At 60.3% G+C, this 23374-nt stretch carries 20 protein-coding genes and 1 pseudogene; 10 read left to right on the top strand and 11 right to left on the bottom strand.

Annotated elements, in window-relative coordinates; all coding sequences use genetic code 11:
• Positions 1–146: 146 nt before the first annotated feature.
• The 6 genes from pyk to PM3016_RS08135 form a co-directional block, all read right to left on the bottom strand.
• Positions 147–1904, bottom strand: coding sequence for a pyruvate kinase (gene pyk, locus PM3016_RS08160; protein ID WP_014369084.1), 1758 nt, complete (start codon positions 1902–1904; stop codon positions 147–149).
• The gene (locus PM3016_RS08155; protein ID WP_013915003.1) at positions 1897–2877 is read right to left on the bottom strand and encodes an acetyl-CoA carboxylase carboxyltransferase subunit alpha; all 981 of its coding nucleotides are present in this window, start codon (positions 2875–2877) and stop codon (positions 1897–1899) included. Before PM3016_RS08155 ends, pyk begins: the two co-directional genes overlap by 8 nt.
• Positions 2867–3793: an acetyl-CoA carboxylase, carboxyltransferase subunit beta gene (gene accD, locus PM3016_RS08150; RefSeq protein WP_013915002.1), complete on the bottom strand. Its 927-nt coding sequence runs from the start codon at positions 3791–3793 to the stop codon at positions 2867–2869. Before accD ends, PM3016_RS08155 begins: the two co-directional genes overlap by 11 nt.
• A gap of 52 nt (positions 3794–3845) precedes the next feature.
• Entirely contained in the window at positions 3846–4037 is a 192-nt protein-coding gene (locus PM3016_RS08145; RefSeq protein WP_013915001.1) for a hypothetical protein, read from the bottom strand.
• 232 nt (positions 4038–4269) lie between these two features.
• The gene (locus PM3016_RS08140; protein WP_013915000.1) at positions 4270–4764 is read right to left on the bottom strand and encodes a phosphatidylglycerophosphatase A family protein; all 495 of its coding nucleotides are present in this window, start codon (positions 4762–4764) and stop codon (positions 4270–4272) included.
• Between the two features lie 215 nt (positions 4765–4979).
• Positions 4980–8942, bottom strand: coding sequence for a DNA polymerase III subunit alpha (locus tag PM3016_RS08135; protein ID WP_014369083.1), 3963 nt, complete (start codon positions 8940–8942; stop codon positions 4980–4982).
• Between the two features lie 272 nt (positions 8943–9214).
• Between PM3016_RS08135 and PM3016_RS08130 the strand changes: the two genes are divergently transcribed.
• The 3 genes from PM3016_RS08130 to PM3016_RS08120 all read left to right on the top strand — a co-directional run bounded on the left by PM3016_RS08130 (position 9215) and on the right by PM3016_RS08120 (position 10443).
• The gene (locus PM3016_RS08130; RefSeq protein WP_013914998.1) at positions 9215–9547 is read left to right on the top strand and encodes a YtrH family sporulation protein; all 333 of its coding nucleotides are present in this window, start codon (positions 9215–9217) and stop codon (positions 9545–9547) included.
• Positions 9544–10053: a sporulation membrane protein YtrI gene (locus PM3016_RS08125; protein ID WP_013914997.1), complete on the top strand. Its 510-nt coding sequence runs from the start codon at positions 9544–9546 to the stop codon at positions 10051–10053. The genes PM3016_RS08130 and PM3016_RS08125 overlap by 4 nt, the downstream gene beginning before the upstream one ends.
• A gap of 96 nt (positions 10054–10149) precedes the next feature.
• Positions 10150–10443 (top strand): YtpI family protein, encoded by a 294-nt coding sequence (locus PM3016_RS08120; RefSeq protein WP_013914996.1) that lies wholly within the window; start codon positions 10150–10152, stop codon positions 10441–10443.
• A 757-nt stretch (positions 10444–11200) separates the two neighbouring features.
• On the opposite strand, the gene PM3016_RS08115 is transcribed toward PM3016_RS08120, so the two are convergent.
• Positions 11201–12547 carry a DRTGG domain-containing protein gene (locus PM3016_RS08115; RefSeq protein ID WP_013914995.1) on the bottom strand — a complete coding sequence of 449 codons (1347 nt, stop codon included), beginning with the start codon at positions 12545–12547 and terminating at the stop codon, positions 11201–11203.
• A 365-nt stretch (positions 12548–12912) separates the two neighbouring features.
• Between PM3016_RS08115 and PM3016_RS08110 the strand changes: the two genes are divergently transcribed.
• Positions 12913–13239, top strand: coding sequence for a hypothetical protein (locus PM3016_RS08110; protein WP_013914994.1), 327 nt, complete (start codon positions 12913–12915; stop codon positions 13237–13239).
• 190 nt (positions 13240–13429) lie between these two features.
• On the opposite strand, the gene PM3016_RS08105 is transcribed toward PM3016_RS08110, so the two are convergent.
• Complete coding sequence (locus PM3016_RS08105) at positions 13430–13711, bottom strand: hypothetical protein (protein WP_013914993.1); 282 nt, start codon at positions 13709–13711, stop codon at positions 13430–13432.
• A 639-nt stretch (positions 13712–14350) separates the two neighbouring features.
• On the opposite strand from PM3016_RS08105, the gene PM3016_RS08100 reads away from it, so the two are divergent.
• The 4 genes and pseudogenes from PM3016_RS08100 to PM3016_RS08085 all read left to right on the top strand — a co-directional run bounded on the left by PM3016_RS08100 (position 14351) and on the right by PM3016_RS08085 (position 18488).
• Positions 14351–15127 (top strand): DeoR/GlpR family DNA-binding transcription regulator, encoded by a 777-nt coding sequence (locus PM3016_RS08100; protein ID WP_013914991.1) that lies wholly within the window; start codon positions 14351–14353, stop codon positions 15125–15127.
• Positions 15124–15951, top strand: coding sequence for an HAD-IIB family hydrolase (locus PM3016_RS08095; RefSeq protein ID WP_013914990.1), 828 nt, complete (start codon positions 15124–15126; stop codon positions 15949–15951). Before PM3016_RS08100 ends, PM3016_RS08095 begins: the two co-directional genes overlap by 4 nt.
• A 701-nt stretch (positions 15952–16652) precedes the next feature.
• Entirely contained in the window at positions 16653–17111 is a 459-nt protein-coding gene (locus tag PM3016_RS08090; RefSeq protein WP_013914989.1) for a MarR family winged helix-turn-helix transcriptional regulator, read from the top strand.
• Positions 17108–18488 (top strand): annotated as a pseudogene (locus PM3016_RS08085) (MFS transporter). Before PM3016_RS08090 ends, PM3016_RS08085 begins: the two are co-directional and overlap by 4 nt.
• A gap of 146 nt (positions 18489–18634) precedes the next feature.
• Here the strand turns inward: PM3016_RS08085 and PM3016_RS08080 are convergent.
• The gene (locus PM3016_RS08080; RefSeq protein WP_014369081.1) at positions 18635–19846 is read right to left on the bottom strand and encodes an FAD-dependent oxidoreductase; all 1212 of its coding nucleotides are present in this window, start codon (positions 19844–19846) and stop codon (positions 18635–18637) included.
• 255 nt (positions 19847–20101) lie between these two features.
• On the opposite strand from PM3016_RS08080, the gene PM3016_RS08075 reads away from it, so the two are divergent.
• Entirely contained in the window at positions 20102–20710 is a 609-nt protein-coding gene (locus tag PM3016_RS08075) for a TetR/AcrR family transcriptional regulator (protein ID WP_014369080.1), read from the top strand.
• Positions 20711–21208: 498 nt separating this feature from the next.
• On the opposite strand, the gene PM3016_RS38070 is transcribed toward PM3016_RS08075, so the two are convergent.
• Complete coding sequence (locus PM3016_RS38070; protein ID WP_128758916.1) at positions 21209–21433, bottom strand: early set domain-containing protein; 225 nt, start codon at positions 21431–21433, stop codon at positions 21209–21211.
• Between the two features lie 9 nt (positions 21434–21442).
• On the bottom strand, positions 21443–21619 hold the full coding sequence (locus PM3016_RS38495) for a hypothetical protein (protein WP_164923372.1): 177 nt from the start codon (positions 21617–21619) through the stop codon (positions 21443–21445).
• A 378-nt stretch (positions 21620–21997) separates the two neighbouring features.
• On the opposite strand from PM3016_RS38495, the gene PM3016_RS08070 reads away from it, so the two are divergent.
• Positions 21998–23365 carry a YheC/YheD family endospore coat-associated protein gene (locus PM3016_RS08070; protein WP_014369079.1) on the top strand — a complete coding sequence of 456 codons (1368 nt, stop codon included), beginning with the start codon at positions 21998–22000 and terminating at the stop codon, positions 23363–23365.
• Positions 23366–23374 lie beyond the last annotated feature (9 nt).

The following is a 23374-nucleotide window of genomic DNA, read 5'->3' as shown; positions in this document are numbered from 1 at the left end:
CTTTATTTTAATAGAAGAAACCGGGATTCCGCAAAACCCGCTGAGACTCCAGTCCCTTATTTACACTATCTTTACAATACATCCCAATAAAAAAAGAAAAGCGAAACCGTAAATTCAGTTTCGCTTATGGGTGAGGCTATGGAACCTTACAGGACGCGGGCGCGGCCGGAATAGATCACGCCGACTTCCGGATACAGGGTCACTTCCGCATCGTCTTTGAGAATCTCAAGCGCCTTCTCCACACCGACAATGACCGGCTTGCCCAGGGAGATACCGACGACCGCCGCGTGGGACGTAATGCCGCCGGTTTCGGTGATGACCGCTGCGGCCTTCTCGAATGCAGGCATATAGTCCTTGTCCGTCGTCACCGTAACGAGAATGCAGCCTTCCGAAGTCTTCGCTACCGCTTCTTCAGCCGAACGCGCAGTAACTACTTTGCCCGTAGCGATCTGCGTACCGATCCCTTGGCCCTTCGCGATCATCTCGCCGATCTGGTGAACCTTGATGAGGTTCGTCGTTCCGGAGCGTCCTACAGGCACGCCGGCCGTAATCACCACGAGATCGCCAAGGGAAACAAGGCCTGCTTTGAGGCTTGTATCCACCGCATGCTCGAACAGCTGGTCGGTGGAGGTGCACATTTCGCCCTTGATCGGCACAACGCCCCATACCAGGGACAGGCGGCGCAGTACTCTCTCATCCGGCGTAACGGCAATGATCGGCGCCTTCGGGCGGTACTTGGACACCATGCGTGCCGTATAGCCGCTCTCGGTAGCCGTGAGGATCGCCTTTGCGTCCAGATCCAGAGCGGAGTTCGCCACAGCCTGGGAGATCGCTTCGGTTACGGTTGTCTGCTGGGCGTTGCTCTGGCGGATGAAGATTTCGCGGTGCTCGAGAGCCGCTTCAGCGCGCTCGGCGATGCGGGCCATCGTCTGCACGGACTCCACCGGATACTTACCTGCAGCCGTCTCACCGGACAGCATCACCGCATCGGTGCCGTCGAAGATCGCGTTCGCCACGTCACTCGCTTCCGCACGGGTCGGACGCGGGTTGCGCTGCATGGAGTCGAGCATCATCGTTGCCGTGATGACCGGCTTGCCTGCCTGGTTACACTTCTTGATCATCGCCTTCTGCACGATAGGCACGTCTTCCGCCGGGATCTCTACGCCGAGGTCGCCGCGCGCTACCATCAGACCGTCGGACACTTCGAGAATCTCGTCGAGGTTCTCTACGCCTTCCTGGTTCTCGATCTTCGAGATGATCTGAATGTGATTCGCGTTGTGGCGCTCGAGGATCTCACGGATTTCGATAACGTCGCTGGCTTTACGCACGAAGGAAGCCGCGATGAAGTCCACGCCCTGCTGAATCCCGAAGATGATGTCGTTGGCATCCTTCTCCGTAATCCCCGGCAGGTTGATCTTCACGCCTGGCACGTTTACGCCCTTCTTGCCGCCGAGCAGACCACCGTTCTTGATGCGGCAGACGATGTCCGTTCCGCGGATGTCTTCTACGGTCAGGCCGATCAGACCGTCGTCGATCAGGATCGTGGAGCCTACACGCACATCCTTGTACAGATCCTTGTATGTAATGTAAACGCGCTCTGCGTCACCTACGATTTCTTCGGTCGTCAGGGTGATCAGGTTGTCCTGTACGAGCTCAACCTTCTGATCATCCTTCAGCTTGCCCGTACGGATCTCCGGACCTTTGGTATCGAGGAGAATCGCTACGCTCTTGCCGAGCTCCTGGCAGGCCTGGCGGACATTCTTGATCCGGTTGCCGTGCTCTTCGAAGTCCCCGTGGGAAAAGTTGAGACGGGCGACGTTCATCCCGGCATTGATGAGTTTCTTGAACATCTCCAGCGATTCGCTGACTGGTCCGATCGTACAGACGATTTTCGTTTTACGCATGATTAGGGTTACCCTCCTGAATGGTTGTGAACCGGCCGATATTTCTGAATTTGTTGTAGCGGTCTTCGATTAACTCCTGCTCCGACATGGCCATAAGCTCCTGCAGGGCGTTCCAGAGCGCGTCCTTGATGGACTCCGCCTGTGCAGCCGGATCTCTGTGGGCTCCGCCCTTCGGCTCCGGAATGATCCCGTCGATCACGCCGAGCTTCAAGATTTCGTCCGCCGTAATTTTCATGGCTTCAGCCGCTTCCATGGATTTCGATGCATCTTTATACAGAATGGAGGCCGCGCCCTCCGGCGAAATGACGGAGTAGATCGCATTCTCCAGCATGAACACCCGGTTGCCCACGCCAAGGGCCAGGGCACCGCCGCTGCCGCCTTCCCCGATGACGACGCACAGAATCGGCACGCGCATCGCCGCCATCTCCATCAGATTGCGGGCGATGGCCTCGCCCTGCCCGCGCTCCTCCGCCGCATTGCCGGGGAACGCTCCTTTGGTATCGATGAACGTGATGATCGGGCGCCGGAACTTGTCCGCCTGCTTCATGAGACGAAGCGCTTTACGGAAGCCCTCCGGATGCGGGCAGCCGAAATGCCTGGCAATGTTATCCTTAGTATCTTTCCCTTTTTGATGGCCGACAACCGTCACCGGAATGCCGTTAAAACGGGCAATACCGCCTACGATGGCGAGGTCGTCCCCATACAGGCGGTCTCCGTGGAGTTCCATGAAATCGGTAAAGAGATGCTGGATGTAATCCAGTGTCGTCGGGCGCTGAGGATGACGGGCCACCTGCATCTTGTGCTTGGTGGACATGCCGGCATACAGCTCCGATTCCAGCTGCTGCAGACGCTGCTCGAGACGGGCAATCTCGTCGGAGAAATCGATTTGCTTATCGCTGCTGAACTTGCGGAGCTCTTCGATTTTGGCCCGAAGCTCCACAAGCGGCTGCTCAAAGGGCATTTCACTTGCCATGAACGATTTCCTCCTTTATGGTGTGCATGCCAAGAAGACGGGACAGCGTGCTCCGCAGCTCTTTGCGGTGGGACACCATGTCCACCTGCCCGTGCTGGAGGTTGAACTCCGACGTCTGGAAGTTGTCCGGCAGCTTCTGCTTGATCGTCTGCTCGATGACCCGGCGTCCCGTGAAGCCGAATGCGGCTCCCGGCTCGGCAATGATGTAATCCCCAAGCATCGCGAAGCTTGCGGATACGCCGCCGAATGTCGGGTCGGTGATGACCGATACATAGAGCCCGCCCTGTTCGCTGAGCTTCGCCAGGGCTGCGGAGGTCTTCGCCATCTGCATGAGGCTCAGAATGCTCTCCTGCATGCGCGCGCCGCCGGATGTCGAGAAGATGATCATCGGGCACTTCTTCTCGATGGCCTTCTCCACGGCAATGGCCACTTTCTCGCCGACTACAGAGCCAAGCGATCCGCCCATGAAGTCAAAACTCATCACGGCCACCACAACCGGGTAGCCCCCGATGGTGCCTTCCCCGGTGATCACCGCATCCTGCATGCCGGTGGATTCGACCGCCTTGGCATACTTCTTGCCGTAATCCGGGAAGCCGAGCGGGTCTTCCGAGGCCAGGTCGGCATTGTACTCGACGAACATCCCTTCGTCCATGGTCATCTGAATGCGTTCCACGGCGTTCAGCTTGTAATGGTAGTCGCAAGACGTGCAGACTTTCAGGTTTTTGTCGAGTTCCTTGTTGTACTGAATCGTCCCGCACTTGGGGCATTTGTTCATGAGGCCTTCGGGGATTTCACGCCGCGGCCGCTCCTCGGGAATGTCAATGGCTCCATCGATCACCCGGCTTTGGGCAGGCCTGTCCGTTGAAGGAACGGTAGCGTATTTTCTTTTCTTCTGAAACAAGTCTTTAAATTGCACGACTACACCTCGCTTGCGGTTGCTTCTGCTTTCCTAGACTCACCGCTTATCCTTAAGATCTATGCAGAATAGAGTTCAGAACCTCTTGAACTTCTTCCAATTCACCTTCGGGAACGACGATCTCGAACTGGTTTTTTGTCATGTTGATTGCCCGTACTTGTACAAGAAAGCCCTCTTCCGTTAGTCTTTGCTTGATCTTGTCAGCAATTTTGGCGGTTGGAGCGATATAAATAACCGTCCACATGAAAAAAGACCCTCCCCCGGGATAAACGAAATTCGCCAACAAGCTCAAGGTCAGGCGCGTTTATCTAGGTGACCCAGCCGCGGAAGATTCCCCCGCCGCAGGAAACTGCCTGGATCACGAACATAATGGAATAATGATATCATAACTCCACTTTTTCCCGCAACCGAGGGGGGTCTTGCGGCGGGGGACCCTATTCCTTGAAAATCAGCGGTTTTTCGGCAGGATCGGCCCCTCAGGCCCCTTCATCCTGACCGTCGAGTTCGTCCTGATGACGGTGCGCGATCCGCGCTGAGGCGGCCGCGGCCAGGCCCGCGACCAGGTCGTCCAGGAAGACGTGTATGCCTGTCGAATGGTCGTTGAGCTCCCGAATAATCCCGATTTTTTTCTTATCCAGATAGCCGAAGCTAGTGAGTCCGATCATGCCGTAGACGTGAACAATGCCAAGAGCCAGCGTCTCGTCCACTCCGTACAGGGAAGCGTCCGTCTCCATCAGCCCCTGCAGGGGCTGCGGCAGAAGCTTCTTCTCCGCCAGCTCGTCGAGCGCGATTCCCGTGTAGAGCACATACTGCACTTCGCGTTTTTGGAGAACCGTCAGGACGCTGTCCACACAAGCCTGCTTGGACAAGGCCGGATTGTAGGGCAGCTGGAGCTGGTGAACGATCTCGGCAATGCTGTCAATGGTGACGCCACGCTTCTCCAAGCATTCGATAATGGGGTCTTTGGTCATAAAAAACGCCTCCTCCGGGTTCCATTCGCAACACGCGCAGCGCCATCTCCGGCTATCCTTAAGCCGGTTTCTTGGTACGGGTTACTAAATGTATGCCGGGAAGGCAGGGTTTATTTCAGGTTAACACAAAATCAAACTTGCCGTGCAGCCGGGAAGACATCCGTTATATAAAATTTGTGTAAACGCCGCCCGCCGCGGTGAACGGCAGCTTTCCACTACTTCACTCTCACGCTGTCTTTGCCGAGCAGCTCTTCGATGCGGTGGAACAGCTCCGGTGAAGGCTTCACCTGATACTGGTCGCTGAGCCCGAGCGTCTTCTGGGAGCTCTCGTAATAGAGCACCACCGGCAGAGGCCCGCCGTGCTCCGTGATCAGCCGCTTCAGCTCGGCGAGCACCGCCGGCTCCTCGTGCTTCGGCGAGATGCGCATGTACACGCGCTGCACCGCCGCTGTGCGCGGAGCCGGGGCGCTGCCGCCCGGGCCGGCCTGGCCGCGGGCCGGAGCCGCCGGGCGGGGCGCAGGCTGCGCAGCAGGCGTGCGGCCGGACGCCGGGGCCGCAGGCGCTTGGCGCGGAGCCGTGCCTGCGGCGGAGCGCTGGGGCGCGGCTGCTGCGCCGGAGCTGCCCGCGGCGGAGCGCTGGGGCGCGGCTGCTGCGCCGGAACTGCCCGCGGCGGGGCGCTGGGGCGCGGCTGCTGCGCCGGAGCTGCCTGCGGCGGAGCGCTGGGGCGCGGCTGCTGCGCCGGAGCTGCCGGGGCGCGCCCCCTGCGGCGGGCCGCCGGCTGGCGCCGCCGTGCGTCCGGCAGCCGCAGCTGCCTGCGGCGGACGCCCGGCCGCAGGCGTGCTCCGGCCGGCGCCGCCGCGGGCATAGCCGCCGCCCGCCGGCTTCGCGGCCTTCTGCTCGAGCTGCGGGTCGTCCAGCGCCACCACCTGGTCGGCGAGCAGCTTGAAGTCCTCGTCGCCGAGCTGCAGCTTCGCCAGCACGAGCACGGGACGGCCCTTCTGCACCACCGGGGCCGCCCGCTTCCACACCTCGGGGAAGAGGACGACCTCGGACTTGCCGACCCGGTCCTCCAGCTCCATGAAGGCCATCGGCTGGCCCTTTTTCGTCACGATCGTCTTGCTGCTCATGACAAGCCCAGCCACCTTGACCTCGCTTCCGTCCGGGTACTGCGGAAGCTGGGCCAGCGAATCGGGCTCCATCCTGCGGAGCACGTCCTCATAGTCATCCAGCGGGCTGCCGGAGATGTACAGACCGAGCAGCTCCCGCTCCAGCTCGAGCTTCTGGGTCATGGAATAAGGCGCCACGGCGGGATATTCCACCTCCCAGGACACCTCTTCCACGAAACCGTCGAGGACAAGCTGCAGATCATCGCGGTCCTTGCGCCACTTGACGGCCGCATCGACGGCGTCTTCGAGCATCGCCAGCAGCTGGGAGCGGTGACCGGGCAGCGAATCGAGTGCCCCCGCCTGAATCAGCGATTCCAGCACGCGCTTGTTGCACACGCGCAGGTCGATCCGCCGGCAGAAGTCGATCAGGCTCTGGTACGGGCCCGACCGCCGCTCCTTAATGATCGATTCGATCGCGTTCGTGCCCACATTCTTGATGGCGGCCAGTCCGAAGCGGATCGCCCCATGACCGGATGCGGATTCCTGACGGACGCCTTCCTGATCGGCGGGTGCTTCCATCTTCCCGGAAGCAGCGCCGTCCGCCGTACGGTGCGCCCCCACCGGCGTGAACAGCACGCCGCTCTCGTTGACGTCCGGGCCGAGCACGGCGATGCCCATCTTGCGGCAGTCGTCCGAGTATTCGGCGACCTTGTGGTGGCTGCCCGTCACGGCCGCCAGCATGGAAGCCATAAAGTCCACCGGGTAATGCGCCTTGAGGTACGCCGTCTGGAAGGCGAGCACCCCGTAAGCCGTTGCATGCGCCCGCGGGAAGCCGTAGTCCGCGAAGCGTACGATCATATCGTACACCCGGTTCGCTTCCGCCTCGGTGTAACCCTGGCCCCGGCTGCCTTCCACGAAGTGGGCGCGCTCCTCGTCGAGCACCTCCCGCTTCTTTTTCGATACGGCCCTGCGCAGCAGGTCCGCTTCGCCAAGCGAGAAGCCCGCCATCAGGGAAGCGATCTGCATGATCTGCTCCTGGTAGACGATGATGCCGTACGTATCCTTCAGAATCCCTTCCAGCACAGGATGAGGGTACTCCACCTCCTGCTGGCCGTGCTTGCAGCGGATATACTGCGGAATGAATTCCATCGGACCCGGACGGTACAGCGCAAGAACCGAGATAATGTCTTCAAACCCGCTGGGCCGGAGCTCCCTGAGCACCCGGCGCATCCCCGGCGACTCGAGCTGGAAGACGCCGGTCGTGTCTCCCCGGCCGAGCATCTCGTAGGTCAGCGGGTCTTCCATCGATACGCCCTTCCAGTCGATGGTCCGGCCCGTCCGCTCGCGGATCCACTCCAGCGAGCGCTCGATGATGGACAGGGTGCGCAGCCCGAGAAAATCCATCTTGAGCAGCCCGATCGACTCCAGATGCTCCATCGGATACTGGGTCAGCGCGGTCTGCTCGGTGCCTTCCTGCAGCGGCACATACTGCGTCAACGGCTCCCGCGAGATGATGACGCCTGCGGCGTGCGTCGAGGCGTGACGCGGCATGCCCTCCACCTTCATCGCCATCTCCAGCAGCTCCGCCGTCTTCGGCTGGCGGTCGGCCAGCGCCTTGAGCTCCGGCGAGGAGCGCAGCGCCGCCTCGAGCGTCATGCCGAGCTGGCCGGGAATCAGCTTCGCCGCCTTGTCCACGTCGTTGTACGGCAGGTTCAGCGCCCGGCCCACGTCCCGTACGGCCGCCTTCGCCGCCATCGTACCGAACGTGATGATCTGAGCGACGCGGTCCCGCCCGTACTTGCGCACGACATAGTCGATGACCTCGTCGCGGCGCAGGTCGCTGAAGTCGATGTCGATATCGGGCATGGACACCCGCTCCGGATTCAGGAACCGCTCGAAGAGCAGGTTGTAGCGGATCGGGTCGACGTCGGTAATCTTGAGAACGTAGGCCACAAGGCTGCCCGCAGACGATCCCCGTCCCGGGCCCGTAACGATGCCTTCCTCATGGGCGAAGCGGATAAAGTCCCATACGATCAGAAAATAATCCGAGTACCCCATCCGCTCGATGACACCGAGCTCGTAGTCCAGCCGGGCCTCCACATTGCGTCGCCAAGCCTCATCCCCCCACTCGGAAAGCGGGGCATACCGCTCCTGCAGGCCCGTACGGCAGAGCTGCGTAAGGTAATCGCCCGCCGTCAGCCCTTCCGGAATCGGATCGAACTGCGGCAGTATCGAGCGGCCGAATTCGAGCTCGAGCCCGCAGCGGTCGGCAATGACCAGCGTGTTCTCGATCGCCTCGGGGATATGCGGGAACAGCCTCCCCATCTCCTCCGCACTCTTCAGGAACAGCTGGGAGGAGTGAATGCGCAGACGGTCCTCGTCCTCGACCGTCTTGCCCGTTCCGATGCAGATCAGGATATCCTGCATCGCATGATCGGGCTCGTAGACGTAATGCACATCGTTCGTAGCCACGAGCGGGATGCCGGTCTCGCGGCCGAGGCGGATCAGGTCCTGGTTGACTTTCTTTTGCTCGGTGAGGCCGTGGTCCTGTACTTCCAGGAAGAAGTCCTCCCCGAAGATGTCCCGGTACCGCTCCGCCGCCGCCTTGGCGTCGTCATACCTGCCGTGCAGCAGATGCTGCGACACCTCGCTGCCGAGACAGGCGCTCGTGCAGATCAGGCCCTCGCTGTACTTGCGCAAGTGCTCCGGGTCGATGCGCGGCTTGTAATGATAGCCTTCAAGGTGCGCCACCGACACCAGCTTCATTAGATTCTGATAGCCCTGCAGGTTCTTCGCCAGCAGGATCAGGTGATAGATCGGCTGGTCCTGCCGCGTGCCCTTCTGCTTCAGGGAGCCGGAGGTGTAATAGACCTCGCAGCCGATGATCGGCTTGATCCCCCGCTCCCTGCACGCTTTGTAGAAAGGAATCGCCCCGTACATGACCCCATGGTCCGTCAGCGCCAAAGAAGTCATGCCAAGGTCCGCCGCACGGGACACCAAGGTCTCAATCCTTGCGGCGCCGTCCAGCAGGCTGTATTCGCTGTGCACATGCAAATGGACAAAATCGCCCATCCGGGCCGCCTCCTCACGTTCGTCAAATGGTATACGCCCATTCTAGCACAAGGCGAACAGGTGTGCCATATGTATCCCCTCCTCCGCAATTTACGAGTCATGTCCAAGGGATTGCCACATATAATTTCTACATCCGACGAAGGACAACCGGCGTCAGGCGGTGTCCGGGCGGGACGAGCGGCGTACCTGTCCGTCCGCATCCGGCACCGCCCTCCGCCGATTTTTACACACAGGGCCCCGCGCCCTGAACCGGAGAAAGGGGGAAACGCTTCATGGCTTCCTTTTTGACCAAATGCCTGCTGGACTTCTTCGTTGCCTTCGGGGTGGTGCTCGGCGGCACGATGCTGGCCGGTATCTGCGCCGTCATTACGCTGGATCCGCCGGTCCACCGGATGGAAACCGTAGCCGAGCAGATCAAGATCTGGGCGATGGTCGCCGCCATCGGAGGCACCATCGATCCGATCCGGGCGATCGAGACCCACTTTCACGACGGGCACATCTCGCCGGCCATCCAGCAAATCCTCTATATCGTGTGCGCCTTCGTGGGGGCGCATATGGGCACCTCGCTGATCAAATGGATCTGCGGCACCGGAGCCGCCCCGTGAAGGTTCCCCCTCCCGGCTTCTTCAGTTCCTACATGCGGGCGATCGGTCTTCTGGTGGCCGGCATGATCATCGGGGCCGCTCTGTTTCTCAGCATCTATAACCAGCGGCTCAACATGGTCATCGTCGAGAACCGGAAGCTGCACGCCCAGAAGGATGAGCTCGAAGGGGAAATCGCCGATCTGAAAAAGACCAAAAATCAGCAGACCACGATCAACCGGCTGAACGTCTTTGTCGTTTCGGAAGAAGGCACGCCCTTCGACACGCTGACGGAAAGCGAGCTGCGCAAACGGGTCAACAGCGATCTCAAGAAAGTGGTGATCGGGCGCAAAATCTCGGACTTCGCCGCCATGCCCGAAGTGTACGAGAGCATCCTCAAGGAAAAACCGTACCTCGGTGTGCTCGACCGCGACTATATGGTCCTCGGCGTCCGGTGGATCGTGCTGACACAGACCGAGCTCAAGGTATGGGTGACGATCAAGGAATGGAAGCGGCTTCCGACCCCATAACCCTGTTGCTTTCCCGAGCTGAAATCGCTAAAGTGGAGAAAGACCTCCCCTGTCCGCAGGGGACCACTTCACTCTCCTTAAGGATGTGCTGACCCGATGCTTGCGAATATCCAGGTGGCCCTCAGTACCCTGGTTGTCATTGCTTTGGCCTTTTCCGTTTATTACAGCTTCCGCTACCGCCGGGCTGCGGACCACCGCCTGCGGGGCCTCTATTCGTCACGGATGAACATCGCCATGGGCACCATGCTGGTCATCCTGGCCATCTCCCAGCTGTTCTTCCTGCACGACTCCGTCATGCGGCGGATTTTCGGTACGGTGTGTCTGCTGCTCGGCGTGTTCAATCTGTTCGCCGGGATCCGGAATCATATTCACTTTAGTAAACGCTCGTAGCTCGTGATTTCGGTGGCTCGTGATTTCATTTTTGCGCTCCGTTGAACTTCGTTCAAAGGTCGCTTTCAAAAACGAAACACATCGCTGGGTAAAAGAAAAAAAGACTCATTCAGACCGCCCCCGGCTTCGCTGGCCCTCCCTTGCTCGAAAGTTCAAGTGCTCAACAAATCGTTTTGACGCTCCGTTGAACTTCGTTCAAAGGTCGCTCCAAAACGAACGTTAGCTTCGAAGCCCATAGCAAGCCAAAGAGCCCGTCCAAATGGACGGGCTCTTTGGCTTGCCTCTTCGGAGACAGACGTGAAGGTCAGCTCCCCGTCACTAACTGAAGAACAAACTGTTAAACAGCGCGTTATCCTATATGATGAAAACCATCGGATAACCGGACACCGGAGGCAAATACGTGCTTTTTGTGATGTTCTGCATCACATAAGTGGCGCAAATCGGCTATTTGGCCTTCTACGCCGCTTTATGTGATGCAAAACATCGGATAATCAAGCGCGGGTGGCTATCGTACGCCGATTGTGATGTTTTTCATCACATGCAGGGTTCCGCAGGCCACACATTCAAGTTGCGGTACGGACCTTGTCCGGCGTGGCTCGGCCTGCATCCCTCTGTGCGCCTCTTGGCAAGCTCGGACGCCCCCGGGCGGAGCATCGGGCTCCGGTCCGTGAGGCCCATAGGCCGCAGCCATGAGCAAGCTCAGACACCCCTAAGCTGACCATCGGCGCCCGGCAATGGCCGTGCGGGCCGGCGGGCCTCAGGACGGGTCGAAGACCTGGGCGGTCAGCATGGCTTTGGCCACGAGCACGCCGGCGTGGTACATCTCGACGTCGATTTTGCCGAACTTGCGGGAGACTTCGATGATGCGCGGGCGCAGCTCGACCTGGGAGTCGATCTGCACGGGCCTCACGAAGTACGAGGACATGTTGTCGAGCACGAGGTCGCCCTTTTTGACGTCCTGGACCGCGTGGTACGCGGCCTGCGACATCAGTACGGCCAGCACCCCTTCGGACACGGTGCCGAGCCGGTTGGTCATCTGCGGGGTGATCGTCCCGCGGAACAGAATCTGTCCCGAGCGGTCCCGCTCCTCCGAGAAGCCGGACCAGATCAGGTCCTCGAACGTCTCGCCGTGCTGCGGCTGGCGCTGGATATGCTGCATGGCCTTCAGCACGTCCTTGCGCGAGATGACGGCCGTCACCTTGCGCCCCGCATCAACGATCGGCAGCAGCTCGATCCCTTCCCACACCATCATGTGGGCGGCCGCCGCAACCGATGTACTCGGCTGGGCCGTGACCGGATTCCGGGTCATGAATTTGTCGACCGTCTGCCCCGGCTCGGCGCCGATCAGGTCCTTGGAGGTGATCATCCCGATCGCCCGGTTCCACTCATCCACGACGGGAAACCGGCTGTGTCCGGTCTCTTCATGCAGTCGCTGCCAGTCGCGGAGCGTGTGATGGGCTTTGAGCACGTACACCTGCATCGGACTCGGAACGATATCTTCGATCAGCAGGATCTTCTTCTTGATGAGCCTGTCGTAGATGGCGCGGTTAATCAGGGATGCTACGGTAAACGTATCATAGGAGGAAGAAATGATCGGCAGCTCCAGCCGGTCCGCCAGCTCCTTCACCTCTTCGCTCGTCCCGAAGCCGCCCGTAATGAGAACGCCCGCCCCCTGCTCCAGCGCGCACATGTGCGCTTTGGCCCGGTTGCCGACAATGAGCAGGGAGCCCGGGTCGATGTACCGCAGCATGGCGTCCTGCTGCATCGCGCCGATGACAAACTTGTGAAGCGTCTTCTCCAGACCCCCGCGTCCGCCGAGCAGCTCCCCGTCCACCATGTTGACGACCTCCGCGAAGGTCAGCCTGTCCATGTGGTCGCGGAGCTTTTTTTCCACCCGCACGGTACCGACCCTCTCCTTCGTTGCCACAAGGCCGAGCGTATCGGCCTCCTTGATCGCCCGGTAGGCCGTCCCTTCGCTCACCCCAAGCTTCTCCGCTATCTTGCGGACCGAGATCTTGCTGCCGATCTTCAGACTCTCGATATACTTCAGGATCTGCTCATGCTTGGTGGCGGCCTCCTGCCAGTTCCCCTCTTGCCCCGTCATCTGTCTTACCAACTCCATCTTTACTGTAATAGTTCTGTATTACTCCATTATAGCACATCTCTTAAAAAAAAACAGGACGGCACTTTCGAACCCCAGCGGACCGCATCCTGTTTCACCTTCCAAACCCATCGCAGGAGACCCTACAGTGACCGTACGTCACTCCCTCCCGCCTCAGGCTTGGTCACAAGGCCGGTCTCCCCGGCCAGATGATGGACTTGTACAGCGCCTGTCGCCTCAATCCGAAGAGGCCCGGAAGACTCCGGGTCGGGAGCCTGCTGCGGGCTCTCCGGAAAAAAAGTACAAGAAAGCTCCCCCACCCGCATAGGATGGTAACAGCTTTTACATACCCAGGAGGTGTCTTCCCTATGTCCACAGATGCCCGGGAACCCCAGGCCATCTATGAAGCCGACTCATCGTTCATCGACACGCTGAACAAATACCGCGAGCGCATCCTCAACGTCTGCACGGAACACCTGCACAAGCCCGTACGGGTGCACACGACCCACGGTCAGCACCACGAAGGGATTATCGTCCACATCGACGCTTATCACATCTATCTGCAGCTGCCGCCGGGACACAGCCGGGCATTCATTCCGGGACCGTACGGCTACCCTCCCTACAATCCGTACTATAACAATGTGATTCTCCCTCTGGCGCTGTTCGACCTGCTCGCCATCTCCCTGCTCCTGTAGCAGAGGGTCCCCGCCGGCATTTTCCGGCGGCTCCGGACCCGATAAACGCCTATGCCGTCCAAATATCGGATAACAGAAACGAGCCGATGCGCAAGACCTTCTGATATTTACTAAAAAGCCCGCCGCGTCCTTTCATCTCGAAGGACGGGCGGGCTTTTTTGGCGCGGCCGGCAGCCTTACTTTTTGACCATTACTTTCTGACCTGGAGCATCTTGCGGCGTCCGCGCACCGCCTGTTCGAGCTGCCAGCGCTTCATCCGCTTCACCTTGAGCAGCTCTCGCTTCGTCTCCTCCTCTACCCCCAGCAGCTCGTGCAGATGCGCGGCGACCAGCAGCAGCGCAAACGCACACCATACCACGCCGAATACGGCCGGCAGCGACCACCCTCCGGCAAGATCAAGCCTTGGCACCGCAAACAGCAGCATACCGAGCGACAGCCCGAGGTAAATGACGCTTCGCGTTCCTTTTCCCATCTTTTGTCTCCTTCCACACCCAATCTTGTACACACTTATGCATATGCGATCCCCGCGGCGAATAGCACAGAGCTGTCAAGCTTGATCGGGCAGCTGACGCAAGTCTGCGCAGGCCCGTTATATTCGGGATGCCCGTCCCGCGCAGAGTCCGAGGAGACCGGATGGAGCAAGATCCGAGGATGCTTGAACAACATTGGACGCCGGATAAAAAATGACTGCGATGGACCGGTACCAACCAGCCTGTTGACGCTGCTAAGATGCCCCCGAAAAGGTATGTCGAACAACGACGCTACTCTCAGAGCCAAAAGCAGCTTGGATCAGGAAGGTCTGAATGAGACAAAGCGCCGTACGGACGGGGCGGTCCATAAAAATTCGCTGCTCCGTGATCCGCTGATGCTGTGTCCTCTGACGCACAGCGCGCCGGTATGTCGGAAGTGATTCCCGTACAGCGAAGAATCGAATGGAACCTTCCTTCCGCCCCTTAGCCGCCCCGGATATCTGCTTATGATAAGCCTTTTTCTCGGGTAAATCGCCTTAACAATCCTTACAAATACTTAATATTACTTAAATTACTTGCAACAAGTAAGTGATTATGCGTATAATAAAGGCATGAATCAGCAAGCTGCGAAAGGAGTCCTTATGTACCAGGAAGAACGACTGCTGGCCATTCTGCAGCACATGCGGCACCATCACCGCATTTCGGTGGAAGAGATCTGCGAGCTGTTCCAGGTCTCACGCGACACGGCGCGGCGCGATATCGTCAAGCTGGAAGAGCAGGGACATATCCTGCGCACACGCGGAGGAGCGATTCTCCCCTCGCTGAACAAGGACGTTCCCCGGTTCGATGACCGGCTGGAGGCGGAGAAGGCCGTCAAGGAAGACATCGGGCGGGCCGCCGCCTCCCTTCTCCAGAATGGGGATTACCTCTTCATGGACTCCTCCACGACGGTGCTTCAGGCCGCCAACCACCTGACCACGGCGGATCATGTGATCGTTACGAATTCATTCGATATTGCCGGCGTCCTCTCCCACCGTCCGAGCACGACCGTGCATCTGCTCGGCGGGGTCGTGCATCCCCGTCACCGGTTCATCTACGGCGCCAGGACGCTCGAGATGCTCCGCGACTACCAGGTCGACAAGCTGCTCATCGGCACCTCCGGCATTACGGAGAGCGGACTGACGAACCCTTACGAAGAAGAAGGCTATGTGATGAAGGAAATGATGCGCAGAGCCGACCAGATTATCGTACTCGCCGACCATACCAAATTCGGGCAGCGGCAGTTTTTCCGGCTCGCCGGACTCGAAGCCATCGATATCCTGATTACCGACCGCGAGCCGGAGGCCCCGATGAAGCAGGCCCTGCTCGAGCATGACATTCATATTATTATCACGAGTGAAGGAGAGAAGGAATCATGATCAAACTCATTGTCAGCGACCTCGACGGAACGATGCTGCTTCACGAAGAACGCCAGGCCCGCACGGAGGACATCGACGCACTGAAAGAAGCGGCCGCAGCCGGCATTGCCGTTGCCTTCGCTTCCGGGCGCATGCATCCCGAGATCCAGGCCGTAATGGAGATCTTCGGGATGCGCACACACAGCATCTCCCAGAACGGCGCTTACGTGCATACGCAGGACGGGCAGCTTGTACAGAGCAGCGCTTTCGACACCGGCCTGATCAAGGAGCTGGCGGGAGCGGCGGCCGGCACCTCGCTGCTCACGGTGCTTGCGGCGCCGGAGAGCTACGTCGTCCAAGAATGGAGCGAAGCGGCCGAGGCCTTGAAGCCGCGGCTGATGGCCCCGCTGGTTGAGATGCCGGATCTGCTCGAGAAGCTCGGAGACGAGCTCGTCTGCGGCAAGCTGTCTTATATGGGGGAGCTCGCGGAGCTGAAAAGGCTTCAGGAAAAGCTGCTGGCCCGGTATGGAGAGATCGTCGACGCCTATATCTCCGATATCGACTGTCTGGACGTTATGCCCCGGACCACATCCAAGGGTACGGGCCTGAAGGCGCTCCTCGCTGTGCTGGGGCTGACCCAGGAAGAGGCGGTCTGCTTCGGCGATTCGTTCAACGACCTGCCGATGTTTGCGGCCACGCCGCACAGCTTCGCCATGGGCTCCGCCCACCCGGACGTGCAGGCCAAAGCCGCGCGCACCGTCCCTTTCGTCGCCGACGCCCTGAAGTGGGTGCGGGCGTACAACGCCGCCGGGGCCCAGCACCCGGACGCCGCCTCGTCGGTGTGAGCCGGCCGAGCTGCGTAAGGCGCAGGGCCGGCCCCCTCCCCGATCGGCGGCGCGTCAAGGTGCAGCAGTATGCGTCGTCCGGCATACCGTGCCGGGCGTAAGCGGAGGCCGCACCCGCGTGAGCCGCTGTTCGGGAGGCCTGCAGCAGGCGGCGTACGACCGGCCAGCCCAAAGCGCATGAAGCATGCGCTTAAGGCTGGCGTGAGCCGACGTGCTGCCGACAGCAGTGCTGAACGGCCAAGTCTTGGAAGGAGCAGCGCTGCTGCCCTTCGAGACACAACCGGCGTGAGGCCGTGTCCTGTCATCCGCCCGCTGCCGGCCCGCAGCGCCCTAAGACCTCTAATTCCGTGATTCCGCGGGATTGGAGGTTTTTGCATGGGCTGACAAGGGCGCTGGCGTTTGCTGCCGCCGTACGCCCTGGAGCTGCCCGAAGCACGATGACCGCAAATCCGGGCCGCTCCTCCCGCTTCCTGTAATAACGCCGGATTGAAGGGTTGGCCTGTGACACATAATGACCATGCATGGCTTCCAGAAAGCGGGCGTATATTCTACTTCGCCGACTCAGGCTCACCCCGCTGCCCCTCCGGAAGAACCCCGCTGATTCACCGGGGCTTGCGGCCCGTTTTCTTCATCAACTTTTTACTTGTTCAAACAATGATTGTATAGTAAACTAAACCAACGTTTGAAGCCTGGAGGTCATCATGGACAACAAGGAATACCAGCTTTCCGACTCCCTCGGCTATCTCCTCGGGAACGCGTACCGACTGATGAGCTGCCGGCTGGGTGCCCGCTTCCGCGAGCGGCAGTACGATGTGACCATCGAACAGTGGCCCCTGCTCGCACAGCTGTGGAACCAGGACGGATTAACACAGGCACAGCTGTCGGCCCTGACCCGCAAGGACCAGCCCAGCGTGTCCCGTCTCGTCGACAACATGATCAAGAAGAACCTTGTGGTCCGGGTATCCCATCCCGAAGACCGGCGCAAGAACCGCATCCACCTGACCCCCAAAGGGGCGGAGCTGCAGCAGAAGCTGATTGTCGAGGCACTGGCCAACAACGCCGATGCCATTGCCGGGGTGTCTCCCGAGGAGTACGCCGTATTCCGAAGCGTGCTCGAACGCATCACTGCCAATATGAAGCAGATGAAGGAGGAACTATGAATCCATCGCAAGCCGGAGAAAAACTGATCAAGGTGCTGGCCTTCACGCTCGTGCTCTCGGTCATGAACGCAACCATGTTCAACGTGGCGCTGCCGACGCTGAGCAAGGAGTTCCAGCTCACGGCCTCCCAGGTGTCCTGGGTGGTCACCGCTTATATTATCGTCTATGCCATCGGCTCGGTTACCTACGGCAAGCTGGCCGACAAATACCGGCTCAAGGATCTGCTGACCATCGGACTCTCGTTCTTTGCGTTCGGCTCCATCCTCGGGCTTCGTCGCCACGGAATACTGGATGATCATTCTCGCGCGCGTACTGCAGTCGGTAGGCGCCTCCGTCATCCCGGCCGCAGCCATGATCATTCCCGTAAGGTACTTCCCGCCGGAAACCCGGGGCCGTGCCCTCGGCACGACTTCGGCCGGCCTCGCACTCGGTACGGCCATCGGCCCGATCATCGCAGGCTTTGTCACCAGCACGCTGTCCTGGCGTTATCTGTTCTTCCTGTCGGTCCTGTCGCTGCTGACCCTGCCGTTCTACCGCAAGTATCTCGACGACAACCGGGGCGAATCCGGCCGGACCGACCTTCTCGGCGGTGGACTGCTCGCCTTGACGATCGCTTTCCTGCTCCTGTCGATTACAAACTCGGCCTGGATCTACCTCGGCGTCGCGGCCATCTTCTTCGCCCTGTTCCTGGTCCGCATCCGCCGCAGCGCGAATCCGTTCATTCAGCCGGCGCTGCTGAACAACCGCAAGTATGCCGCGGGACTGATCGTCTCCTTTATTGCCAGCGGCCTCTCGTTCGGCATCCCGTTCCTGACGCCGCAGATGCTTACGCAGCTGAACGGGCTGGATCCGGCCGTGATCGGCTTCGTGATGTTCCCGGGAGCGATCATCGCCTCCATGCTCGGCAAGACGGGCGGGCGGCTCGCCGACCAGAAGGGCAACGTCTATCTGATCTTCCTGGCCATCGCCGCCCAGTTCCTCTCGTTCTTCCTCCTGTCGATGACGGCGGGGATCGGCCCGTGGGTGCTGTGGATCTTCCTGATCTTCGGGAACATCGGCCAAATGTTCATGCAGATCGGCCTCTCGAACACCGTCTCCCGCACGCTGGCCAGAGAACAGACCGGCGTCGGCATGGGCCTGTTCATGATGGTGAACTTCATCGCCGGCGCCATCGCCACCTCCGTCATCGGCAAGGTGCTCGATGCCGGCAGAGCGAGCGTCCCGCATGCCCTGAACCCGCTTCTTATCGTGTCGGACGGAGGGGTATACAGCAATATTTTCCTCGTGCTCTCCGTACTGGTCTTGGTCAATACGCTGCTGTTCTACGTCTTCTTCGGCGAACGGGCAGCCCGCCGCCGCGGCGAATCGCTGGGTTAAGCTGAACCCGCCCATACATGCCTCCCACTGCGAAGCAGCATCTATACGAATAGAAGAAGCCTCCTGTCCGACGTTTGGACAGGAGGCTTTTGGTTTTGTTTTTATGAGCACCGGATGCCTTGGCAAGGACCAGACAGCAGGCGTCGTTACACCGCCCGGCCCCCGGGTCCCTTCGAGAAATCGGTCTTGTAGCTCGGATTGACCGACATTTCGAGGATCGGGTAGGCATACCCGCGCATCGCTTCTTCATAGTCCGCGACGGCCTCCGTCAGGGTGAGCTCCCCCGCCTCTGCACGAATGAGCCTCGCCGCGAGCTCCGCCCCATCCTTCAAGGCCAGATTCGCTCCGGCACCGAAGGTCGGCGGCATAGCGTGGATGGCATCCCCAAGCAGCGTGGCCCGCCCCGCCCGCCAAGGCTCCTGCGGCTTCAGCACGCGGACCGACTGCGGGAAGATCGAAGACACCCGGATGCGCTCGAACAGTCCCCGGAGTGCGGGAGCCCAGTCCTCGGTCAGGCCCAGCATCATCGCATACAGCCGTTCCCGGGATGCCTCCCGGAGCTCGCGGTCCGATAACGGCAGCGGGGCGAAGCCCCGGCTCAGCGCAATCATCATGTACGGCTCCACCGGATCGATGACGCTGCCCGGAGCCAGCTCGGCCGCCGCCTCCGCGATGGGCCTGCGGGGAATGAAGGCGCCGATTCCCGCGAAGGCGCCGGACGCATCGGTTGCCCCGATGAAGCCGTCGAAGAGCACCTCGGGCAGCGAGGCCGCGATCTCCGGCGTCAGCGGAGACTTGGCATAGATCATCCGCATGCCCGTATCCACCGGCTCGGCCTCCGGCATAAGCCCCCGCCGCACGATCGAATTGATGCCGTCGGCTCCCACGAGGAGATCGCCCTCCGCCACTCTGCCGTCCGCGAGATGAAGACGGACACCCTTCCTGTCCTGTTCGAAGCGAAGCGCTTCCACGCCGAAGTGCACCCGGTCCTCCAGGCCGCTGAGCAGAATCTGGCGGAGCGTCCTGCGGTTGACGGCCGTATGCGGCCGTACCGGATCGTTCGGCGGTCCGATGTGCGGCCGGACGGCCTTTTCCACTCCCCGGCTGTCGATCATCACCGCCAGCTCCCGGCGCGGATTGGTGCGCGACGTCTGCATGTACAGCTCATACAGGGGCTCCGGCAGGCAGGCCCGCAGCGCGCCGCCTCCATCTCCGTTCATATGCAGACGGTAGCCCGCCTGAAGGACGCCCGGGTCCATTTCATAAACCTCACAATCCACCCCGGCCTTGGTCAGCCCCTGGGCCAGACATAAGCCCCCGAGACCTCCGCCGGCGATCAGGATTTTGAGCTTGGACATAATCATTCCTCCCCGTAATCAAATCCCATCCCCCAAAAAGCAACAAGATGTATGTTAAAATACAAGATGGCTGATGGCAAAACCCATTATACCCCTACTACTGGAAGAATCAACCATCAATAGAGTGGGACCTGTCAGCTAAACAACAAGGAATTCAAAAATGTCGGATATCGTGAAGGCATCAGGAACAGACCGAAAACAGGCAGCCCCACGGACCGGTATCCGGCAGCGTGAAGGAGGAACAAGGATCCACCCATGAACCCCATTAAAGAAGACCGCAGAGTCCGCAAAACCCGCCGGGCCATCCTGGACGCCCTCCTCTCCCTTACCAGGGAGCAGGGACTGCATGCCGTGACCGTCGGCGGAATCACGGAGCGGGCGGATATTAACCGGGCCACCTTTTATGCCCATTACCGGGATAAACAGGATCTCATCGAGCAGGCCGTCTCCGAGGTGCTCAGCGAATGGGGAACCGTGGAGGAACACCGCTGGGCGGGTTCGGGCAGCGAGGTCGACTTCGACAGGCTGCTGCCCATCTTCACGCATATGTTCGAGAAGATCGGCAAGCATGCGGAATTTTACCGGATCATGCTGGGACCGGGCGGATACCCCGGCTTCTCGGAGAACCTCAGGGACGTCATGTGCCGGCTGATCCGGCACGGTCATCACCGAGTGCTGGAGCTCAAGGGGGCCCGCCCTCTCGTCGATCCTGACATCTACCTCAGCTACGTCACATCCGCCCAGCTTGGCGTTATCATCCACTGGCTTCACCAGGAAACACCCCATCCGCCGGAGTATATGGCAGAGCAGCTTATGCTCTTGTACCGGCTCGGTGCGGTACAAGCTGCCGATTATGAAGGCTGAACGGGTGCATGGATACGCACAATGCGCATATACCATTAGCCGGGCGGATTCCGAGCAGAGAGCTGCTTCCCCTCCTCCATCGGATGGCTTAACCCCAAGACGCACACCTGCGGGGGAACGCCGTTACCCAGCTCTCTGAACCTGCTTGCTCCCTTACCGGGAGAGGTCCCGGCTGCGTTCAGTGCGGTATGCCGGCTCCAGCCCTTCCCCATGTGGAGGGATTTCCGCCCCCGACAGGCTGGCCCCCGGCTGCCCGAGCCCCTTGACCGCAGGCCAGCCAGCCCGTCGGTCCCGCTTCTTGGAACCCGGTATCTCCTGAGCTCCGCAAACAAAACAAGACCCCTTCGGAGCCCTTCATCCAAAGAGGTCATAACCAGTCTATCGAATCCTGCAAGCAGCGCCTCGTTCATCGATGGACCCGAACGTCCTCTGCAGCCCCGCCGGCATCTCCCGGCCAACGTATCACTTGCCGGCGGTCACACCGATGATCCCCTGTCTTCAGGCTGCTCTCCCATTACCTCCAGTAACGGACCGCTCCCCGTTGATTCCCACCGCTTTGGCGTAGGGGTCGGGCGCTTCATCCCACTGGCTTCCTATACGGATCCGGTACGTGTAGCACCACCCATCCAGGTTCTCAGGAACCGTAAGCTCCCGCAGCCCCCTCAGCTCCCGCATGGGCAGATACCGGTCTGCTGCCTCTTCCACGCCGGGATACAGAACCACCTGCGTTTCTCACGCCGTAGGAACCCAGAGCCGGAACCCGGTCTCCCGCCCCCGCAAGGACACTCCCAGATCGTCTCCATCATAGAAAAAAGCCTCGTCGAACTTCTTCGAGAACACCGACAGGCCTCCCGATGCTCTTGCGTCCCCGTAAGATATCGTCCGCCCATTCTCTTTTTGTACAGCCATGATCGCTTCACTCCCTCCGCCCAAAAGTAGTGCTGTCGTATGTGTTTACTTACTTTTCCTCATTTTGGAACCTTCGAAACACCCGTTCTCCACACAGACGTTCGTCCCCTGCAGACCCTCTGCCCTGCGGCAAAAGAAAGCGGTTTCCACGCACATCAAGACGGTACGCTCCTGCCGGCCGGCAGGGTCATGATCGCCGTGCCCGGGGTGGACGGACCTTCACGCAGCTCCGCAGAGACCGGGACGTTTATTCCGCAGCCCCGCAGTTTCTTTTCACCAAGGGATAAACGCCCTCATATGATGAAGTAGTTCGTTTGTTAATGTTCCAGGCGCTTCAGGCGAAGGTTGTGCTCCCTGGTGCCGGGAAGGAGTTCCGTCATGAAAAGAACAAAGGTAAAGATCCAAATCCAGAGCTCCGGCCTATCCTCCGACGGCTCCGTTGTGATGCTCAGTGAAGCAGTGGCCAAAAAATGGAAGATTCCCTTCCAGCAGACCCTGCAGCTGCGCTTCGGATCGAGCCGGCAGGATGTGCGAGTCGTACCTTTGTCACAGGCGGGTGCGCTGCGCATCTCGGGCGCCCTCGCTTCGAGATGGGGGCTGTTCAAGGACGATCAGCTGTGCCTCCAGTATAAATCGTCTTCCCGGACGCTTGTGCTCGGTCCGCTCATCGGGGTCATGGTCTCCCGGGTGCATCCCGGCTCCCCTGACAAAATGTTCGGTGTGAATACGGCCTTCTGCCGGGAGCTGACCGATGCCTGCAGATTATACGGGGCTTCCGTGTTCTTCAGCACGCCCGACGACCTGCAGGGCCAGGGAGATACGGTGAAAGGATGGCGCTATACGGGAACATGGGAGCGGATGACGTTCCCTGTGCCGAACGTCCTCTACAACCGCCTGACATCGCGCAAGCTGGAGAACCTGGAGAACGTGCAGCAGTTCGTGGGCCATGCCAAGACGCGGTACAACGCTGTCATGTTCAATGAGAAATACCTGAACAAAACCGAGGTGTTCGACGCCCTCCGCAAGGAGACCGGCCTGGGAACCTATCTGCCGGAGTCCCATCTGCTCCGCAGCTTCACCATGCTCAAGTCGATGTGTGCGAAGCATCCCACCGTGTTCCTGAAGCCGATCACGGGCAGTCTCGGCAAAGGCATCATCCGGGTCAGGCGGCAGCCGGAGGGCTCCTATCTCTGCCACTTCACCTCCCTGAACGGGGCCCGCAAGCAGTCATTCTCGACCCTCACCCAGCTGTTCAATACGATTGCCGGCAAGGTCAAAACCCAGAAATACCAGATCCAGCAGGGGCTGAACCTGCTGACCGTGGGCGGCCGCCCCGTCGACTTCCGGGCACTCGTGCAGCGCGGGGATACCGGGCAGTGGGGAATCACCTCCATCGTCGCCCGGATCGCCGGAAGCCAGCACTTCGTCTCGAACCTGGCGCGAGGCGGCTCGCTGTCGACGGTGAAGGACGCACTGGCCCGCAGCGGCTCCGCCGCCGCCTCCGGCGGCCTTCCGAAGCTGCGCCGGGCGGCGCTCAGCATCGCCAAGGGCATTGAGAGCCAGGTTCCGGGGCATTTTGCCGAGCTGGGCATTGACCTGGCGATCGACACCGCAGGGCGGGTGTGGCTGCTTGAGGTGAACTCCAAGCCGTCCAAGGAAGACAACACCCCGCTCGATACCGAGCGCAAGATCCGCCCGTCGGTCAAAGGGCTCGTGCAGTACGCCAGGTTCGCCGCCAAATTCTGATTCCCAATC

Source organism: Paenibacillus mucilaginosus 3016, assembly GCF_000250655.1.
GTDB lineage: Bacteria > Bacillota > Bacilli > Paenibacillales > NBRC-103111 > Paenibacillus_G > Paenibacillus_G mucilaginosus.
The sequence above is the reverse complement of the archived record's forward strand: the minus strand, read 5'-3'. Positions and strand labels throughout refer to the sequence as shown.